This window comes from Ferruginibacter sp. (genome assembly GCF_014377975.1).
Classification (GTDB): Bacteria; Bacteroidota; Bacteroidia; order Chitinophagales; family Chitinophagaceae; genus Ferruginibacter.
In genome coordinates, this window is sequence record NZ_JACMOO010000109.1 from 1 (window position 1) to 19,361 (window position 19,361).

Here is a 19,361-nt window from a genome sequence, read left to right on the forward strand (position 1 = left end):
ATAATAATTTAACTTTTTGAAAGAAATATAAGGATAAAGAAATGAGCAATCTGAATTCAGAAATCCGACATTTGAATACTGTAAATAATTAAACAACAAACATGAAACTACTATCAATTACATTCATTTTTTTATGTACTTTTTATTATAGTAATGCACAACCTGTAAAATTACATGGTCAGTTAAAAGTTGTGGGAACACAATTAACAGATCAAAACAATCTGCCGGTAATGCTAAATGGAATGAGCTTTGGATGGAGTTGTTTTCATCCACGCTTTTACACCGCCTCCACGGTAAGATGGCTTTACAAAGACTGGAAGTGCAGCGTAGTAAGGGCTGCGCTTGGTGTAGAGCCAGACAAGGGATATCTGAAAGATTCAGCCGTTCAAAAAAAGCTGATTAAAACCGTAATTGATCAGGCTATCATTGATGGTATTTATGTCATCATCGACTGGCACAGTCATAATATAAAACTACCCGAGGCCAACGAATTTTTTAAAGAGATGGCCACACAGTATGGTAAGTATCCCAATATTATTTATGAATTATTCAATGAACCCGATAATGAAACCTGGCCTGAAATAAAAAAATATTCTACAGAATTAATTTCCACCATACGCGCCATTGACAGCAATAATATTATTTTAGTAGGAAGTCCCCACTGGGACCAGGATGTTAATTTGCCAGCCGAAGATCCCATTACAGGCTATAAAAATTTGATGTATACAATGCATTTTTATGCAGGCACACACAAGCAAATTTTGCGTGACAGAACAGATGCTGCCATCGCTAAAGGATTACCCATATTTGTATCTGAATCAGCAGGGATGAAGGCTACCGGCGACGGACCCATTGATTATGCAGAATGGAATAAATGGATTAAATGGATGGAAATAAATAAAATAAGCTGGGTCACCTGGTCTGTATCCGATAAAGATGAAACCTGTTCTGTGCTAAACAAAAGTGCCTCTGATTTTGGTGGCTGGAAAACAGATGACCTGAAAGAATCAGGTATTAAAACAAGGGAGTTATTAAGAAGTAAGGCTGCGAAAAAGTAAATAGATGCTTACAAATATTTTTTAAAGCAGGAAGGATGAGCAAAAGAAAGTTCATACAACTATAAGTGTTTTTATGCCAGGCCTGGCTTAAAGGTATCTGCCTTAACAAACGCTGCCATAAATATCTGTTGCACGTAAATGATGAAATACAGGACAGTTACACATTTACAATCAACACCGGTATTTTTAATTCATGCCTTACTGTGTTCACTGTTTCGCCATAAATAAAATCGTTTAAACCGGTGTGGCCATGAGCACCCAATACCAGCATATCTGCGTCTACGTCTTTTACAATACGGGCAATTTCCCTGGCTCTGTTTCTAAAACCAAGGTAACCCTGCGTTGTATGACCTTTCTCTCTTAAAAAATTCACATAAAAATCCATCCGTTCTTTATCTTTCCTGGTTTCATAATCGTCACTTTCTTTGCCATGTAATTTTGCCGAGGCGCTCTCAACAATATGAACCAGTACATACGCAGTTTCCTGTTTACCCTGACCCAATGCAAAGGCTAATAATTTTTCATCATTTTCACTAAAATCAAGCGCTATTGCAATGCGTTTAAATTGAGGAATTGCCAGTTCTTTAATAATATGTAAATCTGCATGCATTTGTATAGAAACCGATTTTTTTCTGAGGCCAAAAAAAGGAAACACAATGATGTACAGAAGCAATAAAATAAACAATGCACCTACAATTAGCAGACCTGCTTTTGAAATAAAACTACCGGTTAAAAAAACATCCGCTGCCTGGTTAATGATCATTTTCATATTTAAAAAAATGAGCACCGCGGCAATGGCCCAGGCACTAATTTTTGTAATGGTATTAATTGAAAAATTACCCATCGTTTTTTTATCGCTCACAAAATGAATGAGTGGAATAATGGCAAAGCCCAATTGAATACTTAAAATAACCTGGCTAAAAATAAGGAGTGCATTTACATTGTTTTCGCCGTAAATGATTATCACCAGCAATGCAGGTATAATGGCTAGCAGCCTGGTTATTAGGCGTCTTATCCAGGGATTTACCCGTAAACTTAAATAGCCCTCCATAATTATCTGTCCAGCCAGCGTACCGGTAATAGTGCTGCTTTGTCCTGCGGCAATCAGTGCAATGGCAAATATTTTTGGTGCCAGGTTACCTAAAAAGCCAGGCAGTAATCTATGCGCTTCTTTTATTTCTGCCACCTGCGAGTTACCGGTTTTAAAAAATACCGTTGCTGCCAGAACGAGTATGGCGGCATTTACAAAAAAAGCAAGGTTTAGTGCAATGGAAGTATCGATGCGGTTAAATTTTAAAGCCTGTTTTATTCCTGCATCTGTACGGTCAATTTTTCGGGTTTGTACCAGTGCCGAATGGAGATATAAATTATGCGGCATTACCGTTGCACCAATTATACCAATACCAATGTACAGGGCTTCATCCGACATTGCATGCGGTATAAATCCCATTGCTACTTCTTTAAGGTTGGGTTGTGCAAAAATAATTTCTATTAAAAAAGAAATGGCCACCACCGCCACCAGGCTAATAATAAAAACCTCCATTTTACGCATCCCAAGGCGTTGTAAAAACAATAATAAAAAAGTATCCAGTACGGTAATAGAAACGCCCCAAACTAGCGGAAGCCCGGTAAGCAATTGTATACCGATGGCCATTCCCAGCACTTCTGCAAGGTCACAGGCAGCAATGGCAATTTCGGCTAAAATGTATAACGTAAAATTAATTGGTCGCGGATAGGCTTCCCTGTTGGCTTGTGCAAGGTCGCGGCCCCTTACTATGCCCAGTCTTGCCGACAATCCCTGTAGTAACAAAGCCATCAGGTTACTCATCATTAATACCCATATCAAAGCATAACCAAATTTGCTGCCTCCGGCAAGGTCTGTTGCCCAGTTGCCTGGGTCCATATAGCCAACACTAATAAGATAGGCAGGCCCCAGAAAAGATAAAATTTTTCTAAAGCCGGTTTTTTTACCTGCCGTGGTATCAATACTTTGGTGTACTTCGCTTAAGGAAGTGTTGGTAGGCGGATAGTTAGTCATGATGCACAAAAATATTTTTAGCTACCTGCTCGCTGATGATGCAGGGGGCTTGTTGAGCTACTTTAATTTCTATTGAACCATCAAAGGCAAACTGCTTGTTTACTTTTAAGCTGGTACCAATGCCAATATGATAATGTTTCAGCATCTCAAGCATTGCAGGCGAATGATTGCTTACAGAACTTATCACCACATTTTTTTTTGCTGTAATTTCTGCCAGGCTCAATTGTTTTATCACAACAATTTTTCCGTTGGTATCTGGTATAGGATCGCCATGCGGATCCGTTTGCGGAAAGTTTAAAAAAATATCTAATTTTTTTATCAGTTCAGGGCTGCTAACATGCTCCAGCTCTTCGGCTATGTCATGCACCTTGTCCCACTCAAAACCCAATTTATTTACCAAAAAAAATTCCCAGAGCCTGTGCCTGCGTACAATACACAGGGCTATTTTATTACCGGTGGCATTTAGTTTAAACCCGCGGTATTTTTCGTATTCCACCAGTTCTTTTGTTTGCAGTTTCTTCAGCATATCCGTAACCGACGCCGGTTTGGTGCGCAGTTCGTTGGCCAGCGAATTGGTAGTTACGGTGGCTGTTTGCTGCTGCAGGTGATAAATGCTTTTGATATAATTCTCTTCAGAAACAGTATAATTCATACTACCTAAATTTAAATTTAGACAAATCTAAAAAAAATAAATGGTATTTTAAACAATTCAAATAGTGTGCTGTGTTAAAGCAGTTTTTGTAACTTGTTCACTTAAATGAAATAAATGCGGCAACAAATTGGTTCAGGCTCATCCTGGGAAGAGACAGTTGGGTATTCAAGGGCGGTAAGGGTTGGCAATATTATAGAAGTGGCAGGCACCACTGCAATGGATGGGGACACACTTATTGGTAAAGATGATTTGTATACGCAGACAAAATTTATTTTTCAAAAAATAGATAAGGCACTTCAGCAACTGGGTAGTTCACTCAATGATGTGGTGCGCACAAGAATGTTTGTAACCAATATCAGCAACTGGGAAATGGCAGGTAAAGCCCACGGAGAGTTTTTTGCCGGCATAAAACCCGTAACCACCCTGTTGGAAGTTAAATGCCTGATAAATGAGGATTTGCTGATAGAGATTGAAGCAACGGCAATTATTCCGTAATAAGTGCAGGCATCATGCAATGAGGGATGCTGGCAGGGTTGGTTTTTATTCAATCTTTCTTTTCCTTTATTTCATCATAATACTCATCATCATCTTCCTCATTAAATTCCGTATCAAACTCATCGTGATCATTTTCAATGGTTAGGTCATCATTTAAAATAACCAGTAGTACTACCTGTCCGTCTGTTTCTCCTTCTTTTAAAAAATCCCATTCCTCTATCTGCCAGCCCAGTTCCAGTATTTCGTTAATTTCTTCCAGTTCGTTTACAGCAAATGGTGTTAAACTTCCTTTGATTAATTGCGTAGTATCTACCGCTATTGTTAAAATCTTTTGCATAATTAAATATTTAATTCTTCAAGTTCCGTATTTAAAAGTATATTTCAAAATCGCCTTGATTAATATTTTGTAAACAAATAGGAGGTTTAAATTTTGTGGTGATAGCAATTTACCTGCTTCTAAACGTTTAATGAATGACCAGATTTAATCTGATATAACGCACAAGGGTATGGTAAAAGCAGTGGGGCTGTGGGTTGCAGACAATTATACCAGTGCCATAAAATAATGTAATAAGTTTTTTAAGCGGCTGTAGTTTTATTTTTACGTATTCACGTGAGTCTGTCAACTGCACAATATTTGTTAAACAACCGGCGTTTTTTCCGAAAATATCCATTTATATTGCATTCCTAAAAATTTTTCGAGTTATATGAGTTTTAATAATTTCAACGTCCCTTATTCTGTTAACGAAAATTACAGCAAAAGAATCGCTTACTTCTCTATGGAGTTTGCAGTACACCAACCATTAAAAATTTATAGCGGAGGTCTTGGTTTTTTATCAGGCTCACACATGCGCAGTGCCTATGAACTAAAACAGAATTTAGTGGGTATTGGTATTTTATGGAAGTATGGATATTACGACCAGGCCCGTAATGCCGACCAGACCCTGCAGGTTCAGTGGAACGAAAAAATTTATAATTTTTTAGAAGATACCGGCATTAAATTTCAGATCAACATTCACGATCATCCTGTTTGGGTAAAAGTATGGTACCTGAACCCGGAAACATTTAAGAGTGCCCCCATGTTTTTATTGAGCACAGATTTGCCGGAGAATGATTACGTTAGTCAAACCATTACCCATCGTTTATATGATGGCAATGTGGCTACAAAGGTAGCGCAGTTTATTTTGCTTGGCGTAGGTGGTGCCAAGCTGATGGATGAAATAAATTTTAATCCTGAACTGTATCATTTAAATGAAGCACACGCTATCAGCGCTGCATTTTATCTGTACAGGAAATTTGGTAATATAGAGGAAGTTAGAAAACGGCTGGTATTTACCACGCACACACCTGAAGAAGCGGGTAATGAAAAGCATGATATTTTTCTTTGTCAGAAAATGAGTTATTTCTGTGGCATGCATCTGGACGAGGTTCGCAGATTAACAGGTATTAAAGATGACCAGTTTAATCATTCCCTGGCCGCATTACGTTTTGCTAAATTAGCCAATGGTGTATCACAATTACATGGAGAAGTGAGCCGTAAAATGTGGGGCAAGTACAAAGGTATTTGCGAAATTAAGGCCATTACCAATGCACAAAGCTGGACCTATTGGGCAGATAAACAATTATACAAAGCCAAGGCAGAAGGAAATGATGTTTGGATGGATGACCGCAAAAGATTTTTGAAGAAAAGGGCATTGGATATAGTGGCAGATCAAACCGGCAAGCTGTTGGACCCGGATGTTTTAACCATTGTTTGGGCCCGCCGTTTTGCAGGCTACAAAAGAGCCGAGTTACTAACCCGGGACCATAAACGCTTTGAAGCTTTATTACACAATACCAAATATCCGGTGCAGATTATCTGGGCTGGCAAACCTTATCCGCTGGATTATCCCGCTATCAACGACTTTAATCACCTGGTACATTTAAGCAAGCAATATAAAAATGTTGCGGTGTGTGTTGGTTACGAATTGTCTTTAAGTAAAAGGCTTAAACAGGCAGCGGATGTATGGTTAAATAATCCAAGGGTGCCCAGGGAAGCAAGTGGAACAAGTGGTATGACTGCTGCTATGAATGGTGCAGTAAATTTTAGTACCAACGATGGATGGATATGCGAATTTATTCATAACGGAAACAATGGCTTTGTGGTACCGCCAATTGATTATGAAAATATTCATGTGCAGGAGCAGGATGAATATGATATGAACCAGTTGTACGAAATATTGGAAAATCAGATTCTTCCATTGTATTACGATCAGAAAGATACCTGGAGAGATATTGTAAAAAATGGTATGAATGACGTGCAGGTTCAGTTTGACAGCAACCGTATGGCAGATGAATACTACAAAATTTTATATAAATAATTTCAAGACCAAATTTTAAAAAGCCTCTTTTCAAAGAGGCTTTTTTGTACTATAGAACCATTGTTAAATTCAATTCGTTTATTGAATTATGCACAGAAAATCCATCATAGCATTTTCAATAACGTGCCTGTTTCTGTCATGTAAAAAAGATCATCAGATGGTAAATAGTAATACCTACACAAATGTGTTGCCTGCAGCAAATGTAGTTAGTGATACCACACAACGGTTTTTGCTGGCATTGGGAGATTCTTATACCATTGGGCAGTCTGTGCCGGAGGCCAACCAATTTCCGGTACAGACAGTAAAATATTTAAATGCGCAGGGAATGAATTTTTTTGCCCCGGAAATAATTGCACATACCGGCTGGACAACAGGAAATTTATTAAACAGCCTTGCTGATGCCGCTCCTGTAAAACAAACATACGATATTGTTACTTTATTAATTGGCGTTAATAACCAATATGAGCATGGATCGCAGCAGCAATATGCTGACGAGTTTTTAACCTTGTTAAATAAGGCCATTCAATTTGCAGGCAACAATAAAAAAAGAGTAATTGTATTATCCATTCCTGATTATAGTGTTACCCCTTTTGCAAACGGAAGCAATAAAGATTTGATTGCAAAAGAAATTAATGCCTTCAATGCCATCAACAAAAAAATTGCTGAGCAGGCAGGTGTAAATTATATAGATATTACAGGTTTTACAAGACTGGCCGCATCAGATGCTTCGTTAATTGCATCCGATGGCTTGCATCCTTCCGGTATTGAATACCAAATTTGGGCCTATCAACTGTTACCGGTTATAAAGACAGCATTAAAATAAATAATTTATTTATTTAACCTGCAGGTTTTCATGCTTAACTCTTATTTTTTTTAGAGCGTTTCCCAAGCTGCGCAAGGGGCCGGGCTTTACGCTGCAATCTTTTTTTTCGTGCCTCAAAAAAAGCACTTCCGCTGCAATCCCTAACGCATTAATTTACCGCGTTTTATTTTATCCGGACAGTTGTATGTAATCTGTTTTTCAATCGACATTTCCTCCTCTTTTAAAATAAATCTTATTATACGCAGTGATAAAAGGGTGGTGGCTAAAAGTGAAAAACTGATATACGTTTGCAGCGTTAAATTTTTAGCGACTAATAAAAAACAGGTATTTATTTATCAAATTATAGTGAATAAAAATCAAAAATAAGTTACCGATATTTTAATAAAAGAACAACATCCTTTATCTAAAAACAAAGAAATAGAAGTTGACTGGCTGCAAAGTGACATAGTTGCTATCTATAACGAAAAAGGCTGGTGCATTATAAGTTACAAATTAAGCATCAAATGAAAGTAAAAAATTACTCAGTTGTTAAAGCACTAAATATCCGAAAGACAAAGTACTGAATTTATAAACGCCTGCCTGCCCTCCAAAGCAGGGTTCAGGATTTTACAAATAGGGAAAGTTTGTCAAATTTTAATGCTTCAAAGAATCCTCCTTTTAAGGGCAGGGAGGCCGTTTTTATTTATATTTGTAATTCAATGAAAAAGCATGACTGATTATTTTAAGCAACTCGAAATACGCTGGAGCGATCTTGATCCCAATTTCCATCTCCGGCATTCAGCCTATTATGACTTTGGAGCCTACAGCCGGATTTCTTTTATGAATGAACATGGCATTTCTGCGGAAGTATTACGGAACGCTAATATTGGTCCTGTTATTTTAAGGGAAGAGTGCATGTTTCGAAAAGAAATAAAATTTGGCGACCAGGTAAAAATTAATCTCAGAATAGAAAAGACAAACGATGATTTTTCAAAGTGGACAATGGTGCATGAAATCTGGAAAAACGGGGATGCCTTATCAGCAATAATAACCGTTGATGGTGCATGGATGGATACAGTGCATCGCAAATTAAGAGTACCACCGAAAACATTTAAAGAAATATTCAGTATTATCTCAAATAACACCGGGGAGTAATTTTAAAAAGGAATACTACACCTTTTTTGTTTTATAATTAATCTGCCAACATCTTCCAGTCTCCATATTGCAGTGTACTTGACTATAAGCCTGCAATGGAGGAACGCAATTTTAGCAAGGCGTAAATAAATATCTTTGCCTTCCAGGCTATGCTGAATACAACCATCAACCTATATAAAAATGCCTACGCAGGTCTGCCCCGAAAAATGTGGTTACTGTCCTTAGTGATGCTCATTAATCGCAGTGGTACCATGGTATTGGCTTTTATGACATTATATTGCCATCACATTGGTTATTCCATGCAGCAGGGTGGATGGGTGGTTGCAATTTACGGCATTGGCTCTTTGGCCGGGGCTTTTGCGGGCGGTAAAATCAGTGACCGTTTTGGATTTTACCATACCCAGTTTTTATCATTATTGTGTGGGGGTATTTTATTTATGATACTTGGTCAAATGCAGAGCTATACCGCCATTTGTATTTGTACCTTTTTTTTAAGTATGGTCAATGAAGCTTTCAGGCCAGCCAATGCTACTGCCATTGCATACTACAGCACATCACAAAACAGAACGCAGTCTTTTTCACTGGTTAGGCTGGCCATCAACCTTGGATGGGGTATTGGCAGCGGACTAGGTGGTTTACTAGCATCCATCAACTATCATTTATTATTTTGGGTAGATGGTTGTACAAATATTCTGGCGGCATTTTTATTACTGGCGATATTACCAAAAATTACATTGGTACAACAAAAACAATTACAAGAATCCAAACAAAAAAAGAGCAGTACTCTTGACATATCTTCGGCTTACAAGGACAAACCTTTTTTAGTTTTTCTTGGCTTGCAGGTTTTATTTGCAACTTGTTTTTTTCAACTGTTTACTACGGTGCCATTGTATTTTAAAGAAAGCCTGCAGTTGAACGAATTTTTAATTGGAACAGTCATGGGTATGAATGGCTTTTTAATAGCCTTGGTGGAAATGGTGATTGTGTTTAAGCTCGAAGGCAGAAGGCCTTATCTGATACTGATGTCTTACGGTACTTTAATTATGGCCTTTTCTTTTTTATTGCTGAATATTCCGTTTGCACATGGATTTATAATTGCGCTGGTATTTATGTTTTTTATTACCATATCAGAGATGACTGCTATGCCTTTTATGAACAGCTATTATATAGCTAGAAGTACTGCCGGCAACCGCGGCCAATACGCAGCGTTGTACACTATGGCATGGAGCCTTGCGCAGGTAATAGGCAGCAGCAGCGGAACACAGATAGTACAGGCCGCTGGCTTTTTTAATTTATGGTGTTTGGTTGCTGCAATAAGTTTTATTGGGGCAGCGGGTTACAGGTACCTTTATAAACAAAATGTTAAGAGGCATTTCTCTGCAACCTGATGTTTTAATATTTCGTAACTTATAGTTATGAGTATGAAAAAATTATCATCTGTATTAATATTTATTTTTGTAACGGCCGGTATTGTAATCTGCCTCACATCTTCCATCTTTAAAGATTCCATAGTAAAAGCGAGTTCAGCGCAGGCAGCACAAGGGTTTGTTGTGATGGAATTATTTACCTCGCAGGGTTGCAGCAGTTGTCCGCCTGCAGATGAGTTGCTTGGTAAATATGCCGCGCAAAACAACCCGAATATCATCCCGCTTTCTTTTCATGTAGATTATTGGAACCGGCTTGGCTGGAAAGATTCTTTCAGCAATGCAGGCTTTTCGCAACGGCAGCGGCTATATGCAAGTTCCATCGCAAACAGTTCGGTATATACGCCGCAACTGATTATAAATGGCAATGAAGAAATGGTGGGCAGTGAAGAAAGTAAAATAGCTTCGGCTGTTACAAAAGCATTGGCGCTACAGCCGGTTGTTACCATCGCCATCGGCAGCCAGCAAATTAAAGAGGGTGAGCTTATTATTCAATATAGCACAACGGGTAATATCGCCCACAATAATATCCTGGCTTTGCTGGTTCAAACCAGGGCTATCACAAAAATTAAAGCAGGCGAAAATAATGGTGCAACACTTGCAAGTTACAATGTTGTAGGAAGCATGGTATCAGTACCTGCAAAAGTAGCAGGTAGCTGCACCCTAACAATTCCAGCTGGTTTTATCTCTAACAATTACAGCATTGTTTTGCTTGCGCAAAATACAGGCAGTTTAAAAATAACTGGCGCGGTAAAAAAAAGCATATAAAAAAACCGCTGGTTTAGACAGCGGTTTTTAAAAAAAATCAATAAATATTATTTACAACATTTTTACCGAAGTAACCGAAGTTGCTTTTGCAGTAATTGGTACAGACTGTCCCATTACATCGATTGTTCCCGTAACATCCATGGTACTTTTATTTTCTTTTTGAATGTTGCTTAACACATCTACCAAAACCGCAGAAACAATTTTACTTGTCATCACCGCATTCATATCCATACCCTGCAGCTGCATAGTTTTATTAACGTCTAGCATACTGTTAACAGTAACAGCTGCCTGCTTATTGGCAATCGAATTCAGCGTGTACATTCTTTTTAATTTAACACCTTCACTTATGGAGCTGTCTTGCCAGGTATCACCAACTTTTTTACCCATGGGAATAACCAAAAATAAAACACCGGCAACATTGTCCTGTCCTCCGCCTATCATTTCCATAATGGCCGACATAGGGTTATCGCCACCTGTACTGTCGCGTTTGGTGGTATCAGCCACTACCAGGCTTTTTCCTTCATTGGTTATTTCAACATCTTTCGGAACATTCAGTTTGTCTTTGTACATAGCTCCTGCTTCTCCAGCCATATCCTCTTTTTTATCACTGTCAAAAGATTTCTCCTGGCCCATACCACTAAAAGTAGATTTCATGGAAGTAAGCGTTTGGGTAATGGTGTAATTATTATTTTTACTGTCTTTTATATCGGCGCTCAATTTAGTGGCGCTGCCTATTTTCATTTCCATGTTCTGGCCCATCATTTCCTGGGTTACATTTCCCTCAGAGTTTGATACTATAACAAAATGCTGGCCTTTTTTAACCACAATTTTACCAGTGGGCGTTTGGGCAAATGTTGTAAAAGAAATTACAGATAAAAGAAGTACAAAATTTTTTTTCATATTTATATATTTTTTGGTGGGCAAATTTAATTACAATTAAGGGAACTACATTTTGTTTAACAGTGATTTTACAAATTTAGATTTTCAAACCCTTTCCAAAATAGCTGTGGTAGGGGATATGCGCAAATATTACCAAACAGTCAAATACTTTCATTGTTTGGTAAACCTTTAATCAGCTGGAAGCTGTTTAAAAAATGTTTCCAGAATTTCTTATAACCCTAAACGTGCATGATGCAACACCAGCTTTCAATGAGAAACGGGAATTCTATTTTTAAACGGCTATCTGAAAGATACCTTCTCTTATAAAAAAATGGTAACAAAAATATTGCACAGTACCTTTACAGGATAAAGTGCAAAAACAGTATTATGGAATTTGTAGATTATTACAACATATTGGGCGTTGATAAAAAAGCCACCGAAGATGATATCAAAAAAGCCTATCGAAAATTAGCCAGGAAACTTCACCCAGACCTTAACCCCAACGACAAGGATGCCCATAAAAAATTTCAGCAGGTAAACGAAGCCAATGAAGTATTGAGTGATGCTGAAAAAAGGAAAAAATACGATCAGTATGGAAAAGACTGGAAGCATGCGGACCAGTTTGAACAACAACGCCATTCGCAGGGGCAATCACCATTTTCTTCGGGCAATCAGCAGTTTGGTGGCGGTGACGACGGAGATTTTTCAAATTTTTTTGAATCTATGTTTGGAGGATCAGGCCGCAGCAGGCAAACAAAATTCAGGGGGCAGGATTATAATGCCGAACTGAACCTTGGCTTAACCGATGCGATGGAGACGCATCAGCAAACCCTTAGTGTAAATGGAAAAAATATCCGGATTACCATACCGGCCGGGGTTGAAAACGGACAGATTATAAAATTAAAAGGTCATGGCGCACCGGGTGTAAATGGCGGCCCTGCAGGCGATTTGTTTATTACTTTTATTATTGCAACCCATCCAGGTTTTAAAAGAATGGGTAATGATTTGTATACCCATGCAGTGATTGATTTATACACGGCCGTGCTGGGCGGTGAAACTACCATTGATACAATGAAAGGAAAAGTGAAATTAAAAGTAAATCCCGAAACGCAGTATGGAACTAAGATAAGGTTAAAAGGAAAGGGATTTCCGGTATATAAAAAGGAGGGAGAGTTTGGTGATTTATATGTAACCTATGATATTAAACTCCCTACGCAATTAACGGAAAAACAAAAGGAATTATTCACAGAATTATCGAAGCTTAAATAATAATCGTATGCCTACAACGCAATTGATAGCAGCCAATGATTTTTGTATTTACCATAATATAGATTTGTCGTTTATTCAGTCTTTAAATCAGTCTGGTTTAATAACAGTAATTGTAGTGGAAGAAAAATTGTTTATAGAAGAAAATGAGCTGCCGCAACTGGAAAAAATGGTAAGATTGTATCATGAAATGGACATCAACATAGAAGGCATAGAAACCATCACTTATTTATTGCAACGCATGAACGATATGCAGCACCAGATTGCAGAACTTAACAGGCGGTTGGGTTTGTATGAAGGTTGAGGAAAATGTATTTTATATGAAAAATCCCTTCTGTAAATGAAGGGATTTTTTTTATACGTTCATAAAATTCTTTCTAAGGAAATATTCCCAGTTCAACATAAGTACTGGCTACTTTATTGATGGCACTAACGTAGGCGGCTGTACGCATGTCTGGTATATCCGGATTACTATGCCATATATGCATTATTTCTCTGGTGGCACTAATCATGGTTTCTTCCAGACCGCTATGTACCAGGTCAATTTCTTCCGCTCCGTGCATGATGTGCTGTCTTTCTTTCTCCACAACTTTTTTGCCGCTCAACTCTTCTATCTGTACCAGGATACGGGTATTCAGGTTTTCTGAAAAGCGCTTTTCCAGGCGGCCATACCGCACATGGCTCAGGTTTTTTAACCATTCAAAATAGCTCACTGTAACACCACCCGCATTCAAGTACATATCCGGTACACATAAAATTCCTCTTTGAATAAATATTTCATCTGCTTCCGGAGTGCAGGGACCGTTGGCTGCTTCGCCGATAATTTTTGCTTTTATCCTGGGTGCATTATTTCCATCAATTACATTCTCCAACGCCGCCGGAATTAAAATGTCACACTCAAGTTCCAGTGCATCCAACGTGTTAGTAAGGGTGGTTGCGCCGGGAAAATTAATAATAGAACCTGTTTTATTTCTAAACTGTATCAGCTCTTCTTCATTCAACCCACCGGCATTGTACACAGCGCCATCATGCTCAGCAATGGCAATCACTATAGCACCATTTTCCCTAAAAAATTTGGCAGAGTGATAACCCACGTTTCCAATGCCCTGTACCACTACTTTTTTGCCTTCAATACCAACAGGGAGCCCCAGTTTATCCATTACTGACTGCATATTACAAACCTCTCTTACACCATAAAAAACACCCAGCCCGGTAGCTTCTTTACGGCCACGAACCCCACCCAGTGAAATGGGTTTTCCGGTTACACAACCGGCGCCATCAATTTCCCCGGGCTTTAAAGATTGATAGGTATCAACAATCCATGACATTTCTCTTTCTCCCGTACCGTAGTCTGGCGCCGGCACATCTATACCAGGCCCGATAAAATTTTTCTTTACCAGCTCTGATGTATACCGGCGGGTAATTTTTTCCAGCTCGTATACACTGTAGTTTTTAGGATTGATTTTTATACCACCTTTTGCACCGCCGAAGGGTACATTTACAATAGCACATTTATAGGTCATTAACGCGGCAAGGGCCATTACCTCATCCTGGTTTACCGCTTCACTAAAACGGATGCCACCTTTGCAGGGCGATTTATGCTGACTGTGCTGTACACGATAGCCTTCAATTACTTCAATGGTTCCATTATCTCTTTTAATGGGGAAGTTCATTCTGTACACACTGTTACAGGCTTTAATCTGTTCTAAAATACCGCTATCCCACTTGGTGAACAGGGCGGCTTTATCGAAGCTTTTTTCTACACTTTCGAAAAAACTGTAAGGTTGTTGTGCTGACATAAGTTTTGTTTAAATGAAGCAATCGTGCATATTTTATAGTAACTGGCAAGTGACTACAGAAGGTTTACTGGTGAGGTATTTGGGTTGATTGTTATAATAAAGTTATTGTTTATCGTGATTTCTTACTGATGGTGCTATATAAGCTATGTAAAGATTTATCCGCCACAACCTCTTACTGTCAATAATTCTGTTGTAAAAAATTTATTACAGCAAATGCAGGCTGCTTTCTTGTATAACCGTTATTTATATCCGCAGTTATAACAACTATCACTGCTATAGATTTTCTTTTTCAATTCTACCTATTTTCCGGTCGATACTTGCCACGTATAAAAACAGGCCGGTAAGTATGGTAATACAAATAGCGACTACCACATATATTTTTCCATTACTGCGCATAAATGTTTCGGAGGGTTCATTTACCTGCGCAAAAATAGAAGCGCTTAGTAAAAGCGCTGGCAACATCAATAACAAACCGTAAATTTTATTCCGCATTGAGTAGATTTTTATCTCTGACTAATTCTATTCTGATACTTAAAGTACTAATCCAGGTGCCTAACAACGTCCAGCCAATTACTGCCGGCCAAAACACCAGCCGCATGGTAGCATCCAGGTCTGCGCCATTTAAACCAGGGTTACCTTGCACACCTTTTCCGCCGGGATGTAACGATTCGACCAGCCTTGGTAGTATCATTATCAGTGGTAAATAAATGAAATACGCAAAGATGTTATATACTGCACTCACCTTGGCTCTTTTGTCAAGATCCGGTACTGCATTTCTTAAAACCAGGTAAGCAAAATAAATTAACAACGCAATGGCTACACCTATTTGTTTGGGATCATTGCTCCATGGTTCGCCCCAGGTAAAAGTAGCCCAGATTGCACCCGTAATCAGTCCGAGTACACCCATTACAATGCCTGTTTTGGCAAAGGCCGCTGCATATATATCATGCTTTAAATCTGGAGTACGCAGATATAAAATAGAATAAATTAATGAAATGGTGAGTAGAACGATCTGTCCAAACCACATCGGTACATGAAAAAACAAGTTGCGTATTGTTTCTTTCAAATTACCAATATGGGGCACTTTAATTAAAAATCCTGCTGTAAATGTATACATCAATAGACCCGCAGCCAATATTTTCCACCATCTTTTACGCATTTTATACTTATTAATATCGCAAAATTAGGGAAAGACCCTGTTATTAATTGATAATTTTTTATAGCTAATGGATAATTATCAAAGTGGATTAAACATTAATCTTTCCATAAAAATGGAAACAAAATAACCGACAGAACTACTATCATTATATCAAAACCAATAATCAGTAAGGTAAGATTTAGCACAGCCCCATCCCGGAAAATTTCTCCAAAGGCAACTTTCGACAGGCGGATTACGAGTAACAATTGCGGTACAATTAAGGGAAAACCTAATATGGCCATCAGCGCTGCATTCTGTTGTGCCTTGGCAGCAATGGCTGCCAGCAAAGTAAAAACCAGGCTTAAACTTAAACTGCCCAAACATACAATGCCTGCAAATTGCAGTGGGTTACTTAACGGATTTTTTAGGAGTAAAAAGAAGAGGCCAAGACTCATCAAACTCATCAATAACATTAAAATTATATTATAAATTAATTTGGCAATAATAAACTCCCGGGCTCCGGAAATAGAATAAAAATACAGCATACGGCCGCGGCTTTCCTGCAAAAAACTTTTAGCCACCGCATTTACACAAACAAATAATTGTATAATCCAGAACAACGCATTCCAAACATCTGCTTCAGCATTATTGATGGCCAGTTTAAGCACGAATATAGTAGAAGCCACGTACAATAATATGCCATAAAAGCTATGCTGCTGCCTTACTTCAAGCAACAGATCTTTTTTTAATAAAGCAAAAATTATTTTCATTATTAGATAATAAGTTTTAAAACGCTACCTGGCAGTAAAGGCTGAAAACGATTAATCTTTTAAAAGTGCACAGATCCGGCATCTTGGTTCGTAAATATCTTTTTCGCCCAAAACAACCTGCGCTTCAGCGGATGAGTGGCGGTAACTCACATTGGCAATATTGCCGCACTTTACACAAATTGCATGCAGCTTGGTAATATAGTCGGCGATGGCCAGCAGGTTTGGCATCTGGCCAAATGGTTTGCCGGTATAATCCATATCGAGCCCGGCAACAATAACCCTGATACCACGCAAGGCAAGTTGTTCACACACATTGCCAATTTCTGCATCAAAAAACTGGGCTTCATCAATACCTACCACATCAACATCACCTGCAAGCAACAAAATTGTCTGCGAACTTTCTACCGGTGTGCTTTGAATAAAGTTGGTATCGTGACTTACAATATTTACCTGGTCAAACCGCACATCAATGGCGGGTTTAAAAATTTCATAACTAAGATTGGCTATTTTTACCCTTTTTAATCTGCGAATCAATTCTTCAGTTTTACCACTAAACATACTGCCACAAATTATTTCAATACTGCCCCGGCCGCCTTTAAAATTTGGCTCAATAAACATTTATATATTTTTTAAAGATTGAGTTTGTAACTTTATTTGAATGTTTGCAAAGGTTATAGTTTTAGGGCATTAGTCAAAACTATATTTTGTTTGCAATTGCTTATTAATAAATAAAACAATGGTACTTATGGAAAGAGTGGAAACACTTTTGCAAAAGCTGCAGCAACAATTAAATGAAAAACTTTCCGCCGAGAAATTATTACTGACTGTTGAAATGATGCAGCACGAATTGATTCATCTAAAAGGAACGCAGCCAACTGAAATCAATAAATCTGTTACAATATCAATGCCTTTGCAAACGCCCGGGCATATTCAATTTGCGGAGGTACCTGCTGTAGAAAATGAAAAAACAGTAGAAGTTTTACAGGTTGATGAAGCAGCAGTAGAAGCCGAGTTGGAAGAAATAAAACGCAATGCCACGGTTATTCAAAACTTCAGTGCAAACAGCAAACCAGCCATGTTATATGAATCTGTTGATGATATCCCTACTTTAATTCATCAGCCATCTGTGGTACAAAAAAGAGAAATCAATGAATCGGTCCGCAATGAAAATTTATCGCTGAACGACTCGTTAAAAGGAGTTGCCAATGAACTGAGTTTTAAACTTGGTGACGGACCGGTAAAGGATCTCAAAAAAGCCATTGGTTTAAATGATCGTTTTTTGTTTATCAGTGAACTATTTCGTGGAGATGAAGCGATGTACGAACGCAGCATTAAAACCATCAATAGTTTTAGCATTTGGCCCGAAGCGGAATACTGGATAAAAAGGGAGTTAAAAATAAAAATAGGCTGGCATGATAATCACCCTGTTGTTCAACAATTTGATCAACTGATAAGAAGACGTTTTTCCTGAATAAAAGCTGTTATTTTTTTTGAAGCTCCGGCATTGTTGTGTACATAATTTTTTGCCGCTTCACCTGTAATTTGTAAAAGTGTTTCATCATCCCATAAACGGGTAAGCACTTCTTCCAAATCAAGTGCGCTATCAATGGAGATGCCCCCGCCGCATTTCGTAAGCTCAATGGCTTCAACGAATTTTTCAAATTCCGGTCCATACAAAACAGGTTTTCCATATACCGCAGCCTCCAGTACATTGTGAACACCGTCATCGCCAAACCCGCCCCCAACATAGGTTATATCGGCATAGCAGTACAAACGGGATAGCATTCCTACATTATCAATGATTAATACATTTGCGGTTGATTGAGTAGTGGTCAACAGCTCAGAATAAAATACAGAACCTACGAATTCTTTTTTAACATCCTTTAAATTTTCAGCCTCAATTTCATGCGGAGCAATTATAAATTTAATGGCAGGATTGGCTTTTACATAATGAATCAACTCAGCTTCATCATCTTCCCAGGTGCTGCCTGCTACAATAATTTTACTGTCGCCGCAAAATTCCTGTATCAGCGGAATGTGTTCAAATTGTTCGGCAATTTCAATCACCCTGTCAAATCTTGTATCGCCGCTTACGGTTATATTTTCATCAATACCAATGCCGGCCAGTAATATTTCCGATGCTTTATCCTGTACAAAAAAATGAGTGAAGAAGGGCAGCATTCTTTTCCAGGATGCACCATACCATTTAAAAAAAGGCTGGCTGTTTCTAAATATACCTGACACCAGTAATACAGGAATATTTTGTTGTTTAAAAGCCTGTAAATAATAAAACCAATATTCATATTTTACCCATAAAACCAAAGACGGATTGATGGCCGCAATCATTTTATCAGCATTGGCTTTACTGTCAATGGGCAAATAAAAAACGGCATCGGCTCCGGTATAATTTTTTTGAACCTCGTACCCGCTGGGCGAAAAAAAAGTGAGCACAATTTTTACAGCAGGATATAATTTTTTTAGATGTTCAATAACTGGTCTTCCCTGTTCAAACTCACCCAAACTGGCGCAATGCATCCAGATTATTTTTGTGTCTAATTCTTTGCTGAATGTAACCGCTGGAAAGGTTTTTCTGCCTTTTATCCATAAGTCTGCCTTCGCATTCCAGCAGGATAAAAGCTTAATGCCAGCAACATACAGGCTAATAAAAATTGTATAAAGAAAAGTACCCACGTAGTTTTTTATACAAAAATAACAGCAAAAATTTAATTACAACGGGGAGGGATTACTAAAGCTTCAAAT

Annotated in this window: 20 protein-coding genes; 10 read left to right on the forward strand and 10 right to left on the reverse strand. The window is 38.3% G+C overall.

The window, feature by feature from the left end; translation table 11 throughout:
• The first annotated feature begins 101 nt into the window (after window positions 1-101).
• Window positions 102-1,058, forward strand: coding sequence for a glycoside hydrolase family 5 protein (locus H7254_RS06400; protein ID WP_301932182.1), 957 nt, complete (start codon window positions 102-104; stop codon window positions 1,056-1,058).
• Between the two features lie 157 nt (window positions 1,059-1,215).
• On the opposite strand, the gene H7254_RS06405 is transcribed toward H7254_RS06400, so the two are convergent.
• Together H7254_RS06405 and H7254_RS06410 are read right to left on the reverse strand one after the other, a co-directional pair.
• Window positions 1,216-3,096: an Nramp family divalent metal transporter gene (locus H7254_RS06405; protein WP_301932183.1), complete on the reverse strand. Its 1,881-nt coding sequence runs from the start codon at window positions 3,094-3,096 to the stop codon at window positions 1,216-1,218.
• Window positions 3,089-3,748: a metal-dependent transcriptional regulator gene (locus H7254_RS06410; RefSeq protein WP_301920683.1), complete on the reverse strand. Its 660-nt coding sequence runs from the start codon at window positions 3,746-3,748 to the stop codon at window positions 3,089-3,091. The genes H7254_RS06405 and H7254_RS06410 overlap by 8 nt, the downstream gene beginning before the upstream one ends.
• Window positions 3,749-3,862: 114 nt before the next feature.
• Here H7254_RS06410 and H7254_RS06415 point away from each other — a divergent pair, with 114 nt between their 5' ends.
• On the forward strand, window positions 3,863-4,243 hold the full coding sequence (locus tag H7254_RS06415) for a RidA family protein (RefSeq protein WP_301932184.1): 381 nt from the start codon (window positions 3,863-3,865) through the stop codon (window positions 4,241-4,243).
• A gap of 49 nt (window positions 4,244-4,292) precedes the next feature.
• Here the strand turns inward: H7254_RS06415 and H7254_RS06420 are convergent, their stop codons facing one another.
• The gene (locus H7254_RS06420) at window positions 4,293-4,580 is read right to left on the reverse strand and encodes a hypothetical protein (RefSeq protein ID WP_301932185.1); all 288 of its coding nucleotides are present in this window, start codon (window positions 4,578-4,580) and stop codon (window positions 4,293-4,295) included.
• A 367-nt stretch (window positions 4,581-4,947) separates the two neighbouring features.
• Between H7254_RS06420 and glgP the strand changes: the two genes are divergently transcribed.
• The 5 genes from glgP to H7254_RS06445 all read left to right on the forward strand — a co-directional run bounded on the left by glgP (window position 4,948) and on the right by H7254_RS06445 (window position 10,749).
• A complete protein-coding gene (gene glgP / locus H7254_RS06425; protein WP_301932186.1) occupies window positions 4,948-6,600 on the forward strand; it encodes an alpha-glucan family phosphorylase in 1,653 nt (550 codons plus the stop codon).
• 157 nt (window positions 6,601-6,757) lie between these two features.
• The gene (locus H7254_RS06430) at window positions 6,758-7,423 is read left to right on the forward strand and encodes an SGNH/GDSL hydrolase family protein (protein ID WP_301932187.1); all 666 of its coding nucleotides are present in this window, start codon (window positions 6,758-6,760) and stop codon (window positions 7,421-7,423) included.
• A 708-nt stretch (window positions 7,424-8,131) separates the two neighbouring features.
• Window positions 8,132-8,557: a thioesterase family protein gene (locus H7254_RS06435; RefSeq protein ID WP_301932188.1), complete on the forward strand. Its 426-nt coding sequence runs from the start codon at window positions 8,132-8,134 to the stop codon at window positions 8,555-8,557.
• Window positions 8,558-8,706: 149 nt separating this feature from the next.
• Window positions 8,707-9,945: an MFS transporter gene (locus H7254_RS06440; protein WP_301932189.1), complete on the forward strand. Its 1,239-nt coding sequence runs from the start codon at window positions 8,707-8,709 to the stop codon at window positions 9,943-9,945.
• Window positions 9,946-9,978: 33 nt separating this feature from the next.
• Window positions 9,979-10,749, forward strand: coding sequence for a thioredoxin family protein (locus H7254_RS06445; RefSeq protein WP_301932190.1), 771 nt, complete (start codon window positions 9,979-9,981; stop codon window positions 10,747-10,749).
• 51 nt (window positions 10,750-10,800) lie between these two features.
• Here the strand turns inward: H7254_RS06445 and H7254_RS06450 are convergent, their stop codons facing one another.
• Window positions 10,801-11,649 carry a DUF6263 family protein gene (locus H7254_RS06450; RefSeq protein WP_301932191.1) on the reverse strand — a complete coding sequence of 283 codons (849 nt, stop codon included), beginning with the start codon at window positions 11,647-11,649 and terminating at the stop codon, window positions 10,801-10,803.
• Between the two features lie 366 nt (window positions 11,650-12,015).
• On the opposite strand from H7254_RS06450, the gene H7254_RS06455 reads away from it, so the two are divergent.
• Together H7254_RS06455 and H7254_RS06460 are read left to right on the forward strand one after the other, a co-directional pair.
• On the forward strand, window positions 12,016-12,897 hold the full coding sequence (locus H7254_RS06455) for a DnaJ C-terminal domain-containing protein (RefSeq protein ID WP_301932192.1): 882 nt from the start codon (window positions 12,016-12,018) through the stop codon (window positions 12,895-12,897).
• A 7-nt stretch (window positions 12,898-12,904) separates the two neighbouring features.
• On the forward strand, window positions 12,905-13,198 hold the full coding sequence (locus H7254_RS06460) for a chaperone modulator CbpM (RefSeq protein WP_301932193.1): 294 nt from the start codon (window positions 12,905-12,907) through the stop codon (window positions 13,196-13,198).
• Between the two features lie 73 nt (window positions 13,199-13,271).
• On the opposite strand, the gene H7254_RS06465 is transcribed toward H7254_RS06460, so the two are convergent.
• The 5 genes from H7254_RS06465 to H7254_RS06485 form a co-directional block, all read right to left on the reverse strand.
• Window positions 13,272-14,693, reverse strand: a complete 1,422-nt coding sequence (locus tag H7254_RS06465) for a Glu/Leu/Phe/Val dehydrogenase (protein ID WP_301932194.1) — start codon at window positions 14,691-14,693, stop codon at window positions 13,272-13,274.
• 273 nt (window positions 14,694-14,966) lie between these two features.
• Window positions 14,967-15,185 carry a CcmD family protein gene (locus H7254_RS06470; RefSeq protein ID WP_301932195.1) on the reverse strand — a complete coding sequence of 73 codons (219 nt, stop codon included), beginning with the start codon at window positions 15,183-15,185 and terminating at the stop codon, window positions 14,967-14,969.
• Complete coding sequence (gene ccsA / locus H7254_RS06475; protein ID WP_301932196.1) at window positions 15,175-15,852, reverse strand: cytochrome c biogenesis protein CcsA; 678 nt, start codon at window positions 15,850-15,852, stop codon at window positions 15,175-15,177. Before ccsA ends, H7254_RS06470 begins: the two co-directional genes overlap by 11 nt.
• A 95-nt stretch (window positions 15,853-15,947) precedes the next feature.
• Complete coding sequence (locus tag H7254_RS06480) at window positions 15,948-16,601, reverse strand: heme exporter protein CcmB (RefSeq protein ID WP_301920698.1); 654 nt, start codon at window positions 16,599-16,601, stop codon at window positions 15,948-15,950.
• A gap of 51 nt (window positions 16,602-16,652) precedes the next feature.
• Window positions 16,653-17,219 carry a thymidine kinase gene (locus tag H7254_RS06485; protein ID WP_301932197.1) on the reverse strand — a complete coding sequence of 189 codons (567 nt, stop codon included), beginning with the start codon at window positions 17,217-17,219 and terminating at the stop codon, window positions 16,653-16,655.
• 127 nt (window positions 17,220-17,346) lie between these two features.
• On the opposite strand from H7254_RS06485, the gene H7254_RS06490 reads away from it, so the two are divergent.
• Entirely contained in the window at window positions 17,347-18,072 is a 726-nt protein-coding gene (locus H7254_RS06490; RefSeq protein ID WP_301932198.1) for a hypothetical protein, read from the forward strand.
• Here the strand turns inward: H7254_RS06490 and H7254_RS06495 are convergent.
• On the reverse strand, window positions 18,045-19,292 hold the full coding sequence (locus tag H7254_RS06495; RefSeq protein ID WP_301932199.1) for a 3-deoxy-D-manno-octulosonic acid transferase: 1,248 nt from the start codon (window positions 19,290-19,292) through the stop codon (window positions 18,045-18,047). The two genes, H7254_RS06490 and H7254_RS06495, sit on opposite strands and share 28 nt — an antisense overlap.
• Window positions 19,293-19,361 lie beyond the last annotated feature (69 nt).

Excerpts from the sequence above, each read along its gene's own strand:
- H7254_RS06400 (WP_301932182.1), top strand. The coding sequence starts at position 102 with ATGAAACTACTATCAATTACATTCATTTTTTTATGTACTTTTTATTAT.
- H7254_RS06440 (WP_301932189.1), top strand. The coding sequence starts at position 8,707 with ATGCTGAATACAACCATCAACCTATATAAAAATGCCTACGCAGGTCTG.
- H7254_RS06470 (WP_301932195.1), bottom strand. The coding sequence starts at position 15,185 with ATGCGGAATAAAATTTACGGTTTGTTATTGATGTTGCCAGCGCTTTTA.
- H7254_RS06435 (WP_301932188.1), top strand. The coding sequence starts at position 8,132 with ATGACTGATTATTTTAAGCAACTCGAAATACGCTGGAGCGATCTTGAT.
- H7254_RS06460 (WP_301932193.1), top strand. The coding sequence starts at position 12,905 with ATGCCTACAACGCAATTGATAGCAGCCAATGATTTTTGTATTTACCAT.
- H7254_RS06450 (WP_301932191.1), bottom strand. The coding sequence starts at position 11,649 with ATGAAAAAAAATTTTGTACTTCTTTTATCTGTAATTTCTTTTACAACA.
- H7254_RS06415 (WP_301932184.1), top strand. The coding sequence starts at position 3,863 with ATGCGGCAACAAATTGGTTCAGGCTCATCCTGGGAAGAGACAGTTGGG.
- H7254_RS06465 (WP_301932194.1), bottom strand. The coding sequence starts at position 14,693 with ATGTCAGCACAACAACCTTACAGTTTTTTCGAAAGTGTAGAAAAAAGC.
- H7254_RS06430 (WP_301932187.1), top strand. The coding sequence starts at position 6,758 with ATGGTAAATAGTAATACCTACACAAATGTGTTGCCTGCAGCAAATGTA.
- ccsA (WP_301932196.1), bottom strand. The coding sequence starts at position 15,852 with ATGCGTAAAAGATGGTGGAAAATATTGGCTGCGGGTCTATTGATGTAT.
- H7254_RS06405 (WP_301932183.1), bottom strand. The coding sequence starts at position 3,096 with ATGACTAACTATCCGCCTACCAACACTTCCTTAAGCGAAGTACACCAA.
- H7254_RS06420 (WP_301932185.1), bottom strand. The coding sequence starts at position 4,580 with ATGCAAAAGATTTTAACAATAGCGGTAGATACTACGCAATTAATCAAA.
- H7254_RS06455 (WP_301932192.1), top strand. The coding sequence starts at position 12,016 with ATGGAATTTGTAGATTATTACAACATATTGGGCGTTGATAAAAAAGCC.
- H7254_RS06480 (WP_301920698.1), bottom strand. The coding sequence starts at position 16,601 with ATGAAAATAATTTTTGCTTTATTAAAAAAAGATCTGTTGCTTGAAGTA.
- glgP (WP_301932186.1), top strand. The coding sequence starts at position 4,948 with ATGAGTTTTAATAATTTCAACGTCCCTTATTCTGTTAACGAAAATTAC.
- H7254_RS06490 (WP_301932198.1), top strand. The coding sequence starts at position 17,347 with ATGGAAAGAGTGGAAACACTTTTGCAAAAGCTGCAGCAACAATTAAAT.
- H7254_RS06410 (WP_301920683.1), bottom strand. The coding sequence starts at position 3,748 with ATGAATTATACTGTTTCTGAAGAGAATTATATCAAAAGCATTTATCAC.
- H7254_RS06485 (WP_301932197.1), bottom strand. The coding sequence starts at position 17,219 with ATGTTTATTGAGCCAAATTTTAAAGGCGGCCGGGGCAGTATTGAAATA.
- H7254_RS06445 (WP_301932190.1), top strand. The coding sequence starts at position 9,979 with ATGAAAAAATTATCATCTGTATTAATATTTATTTTTGTAACGGCCGGT.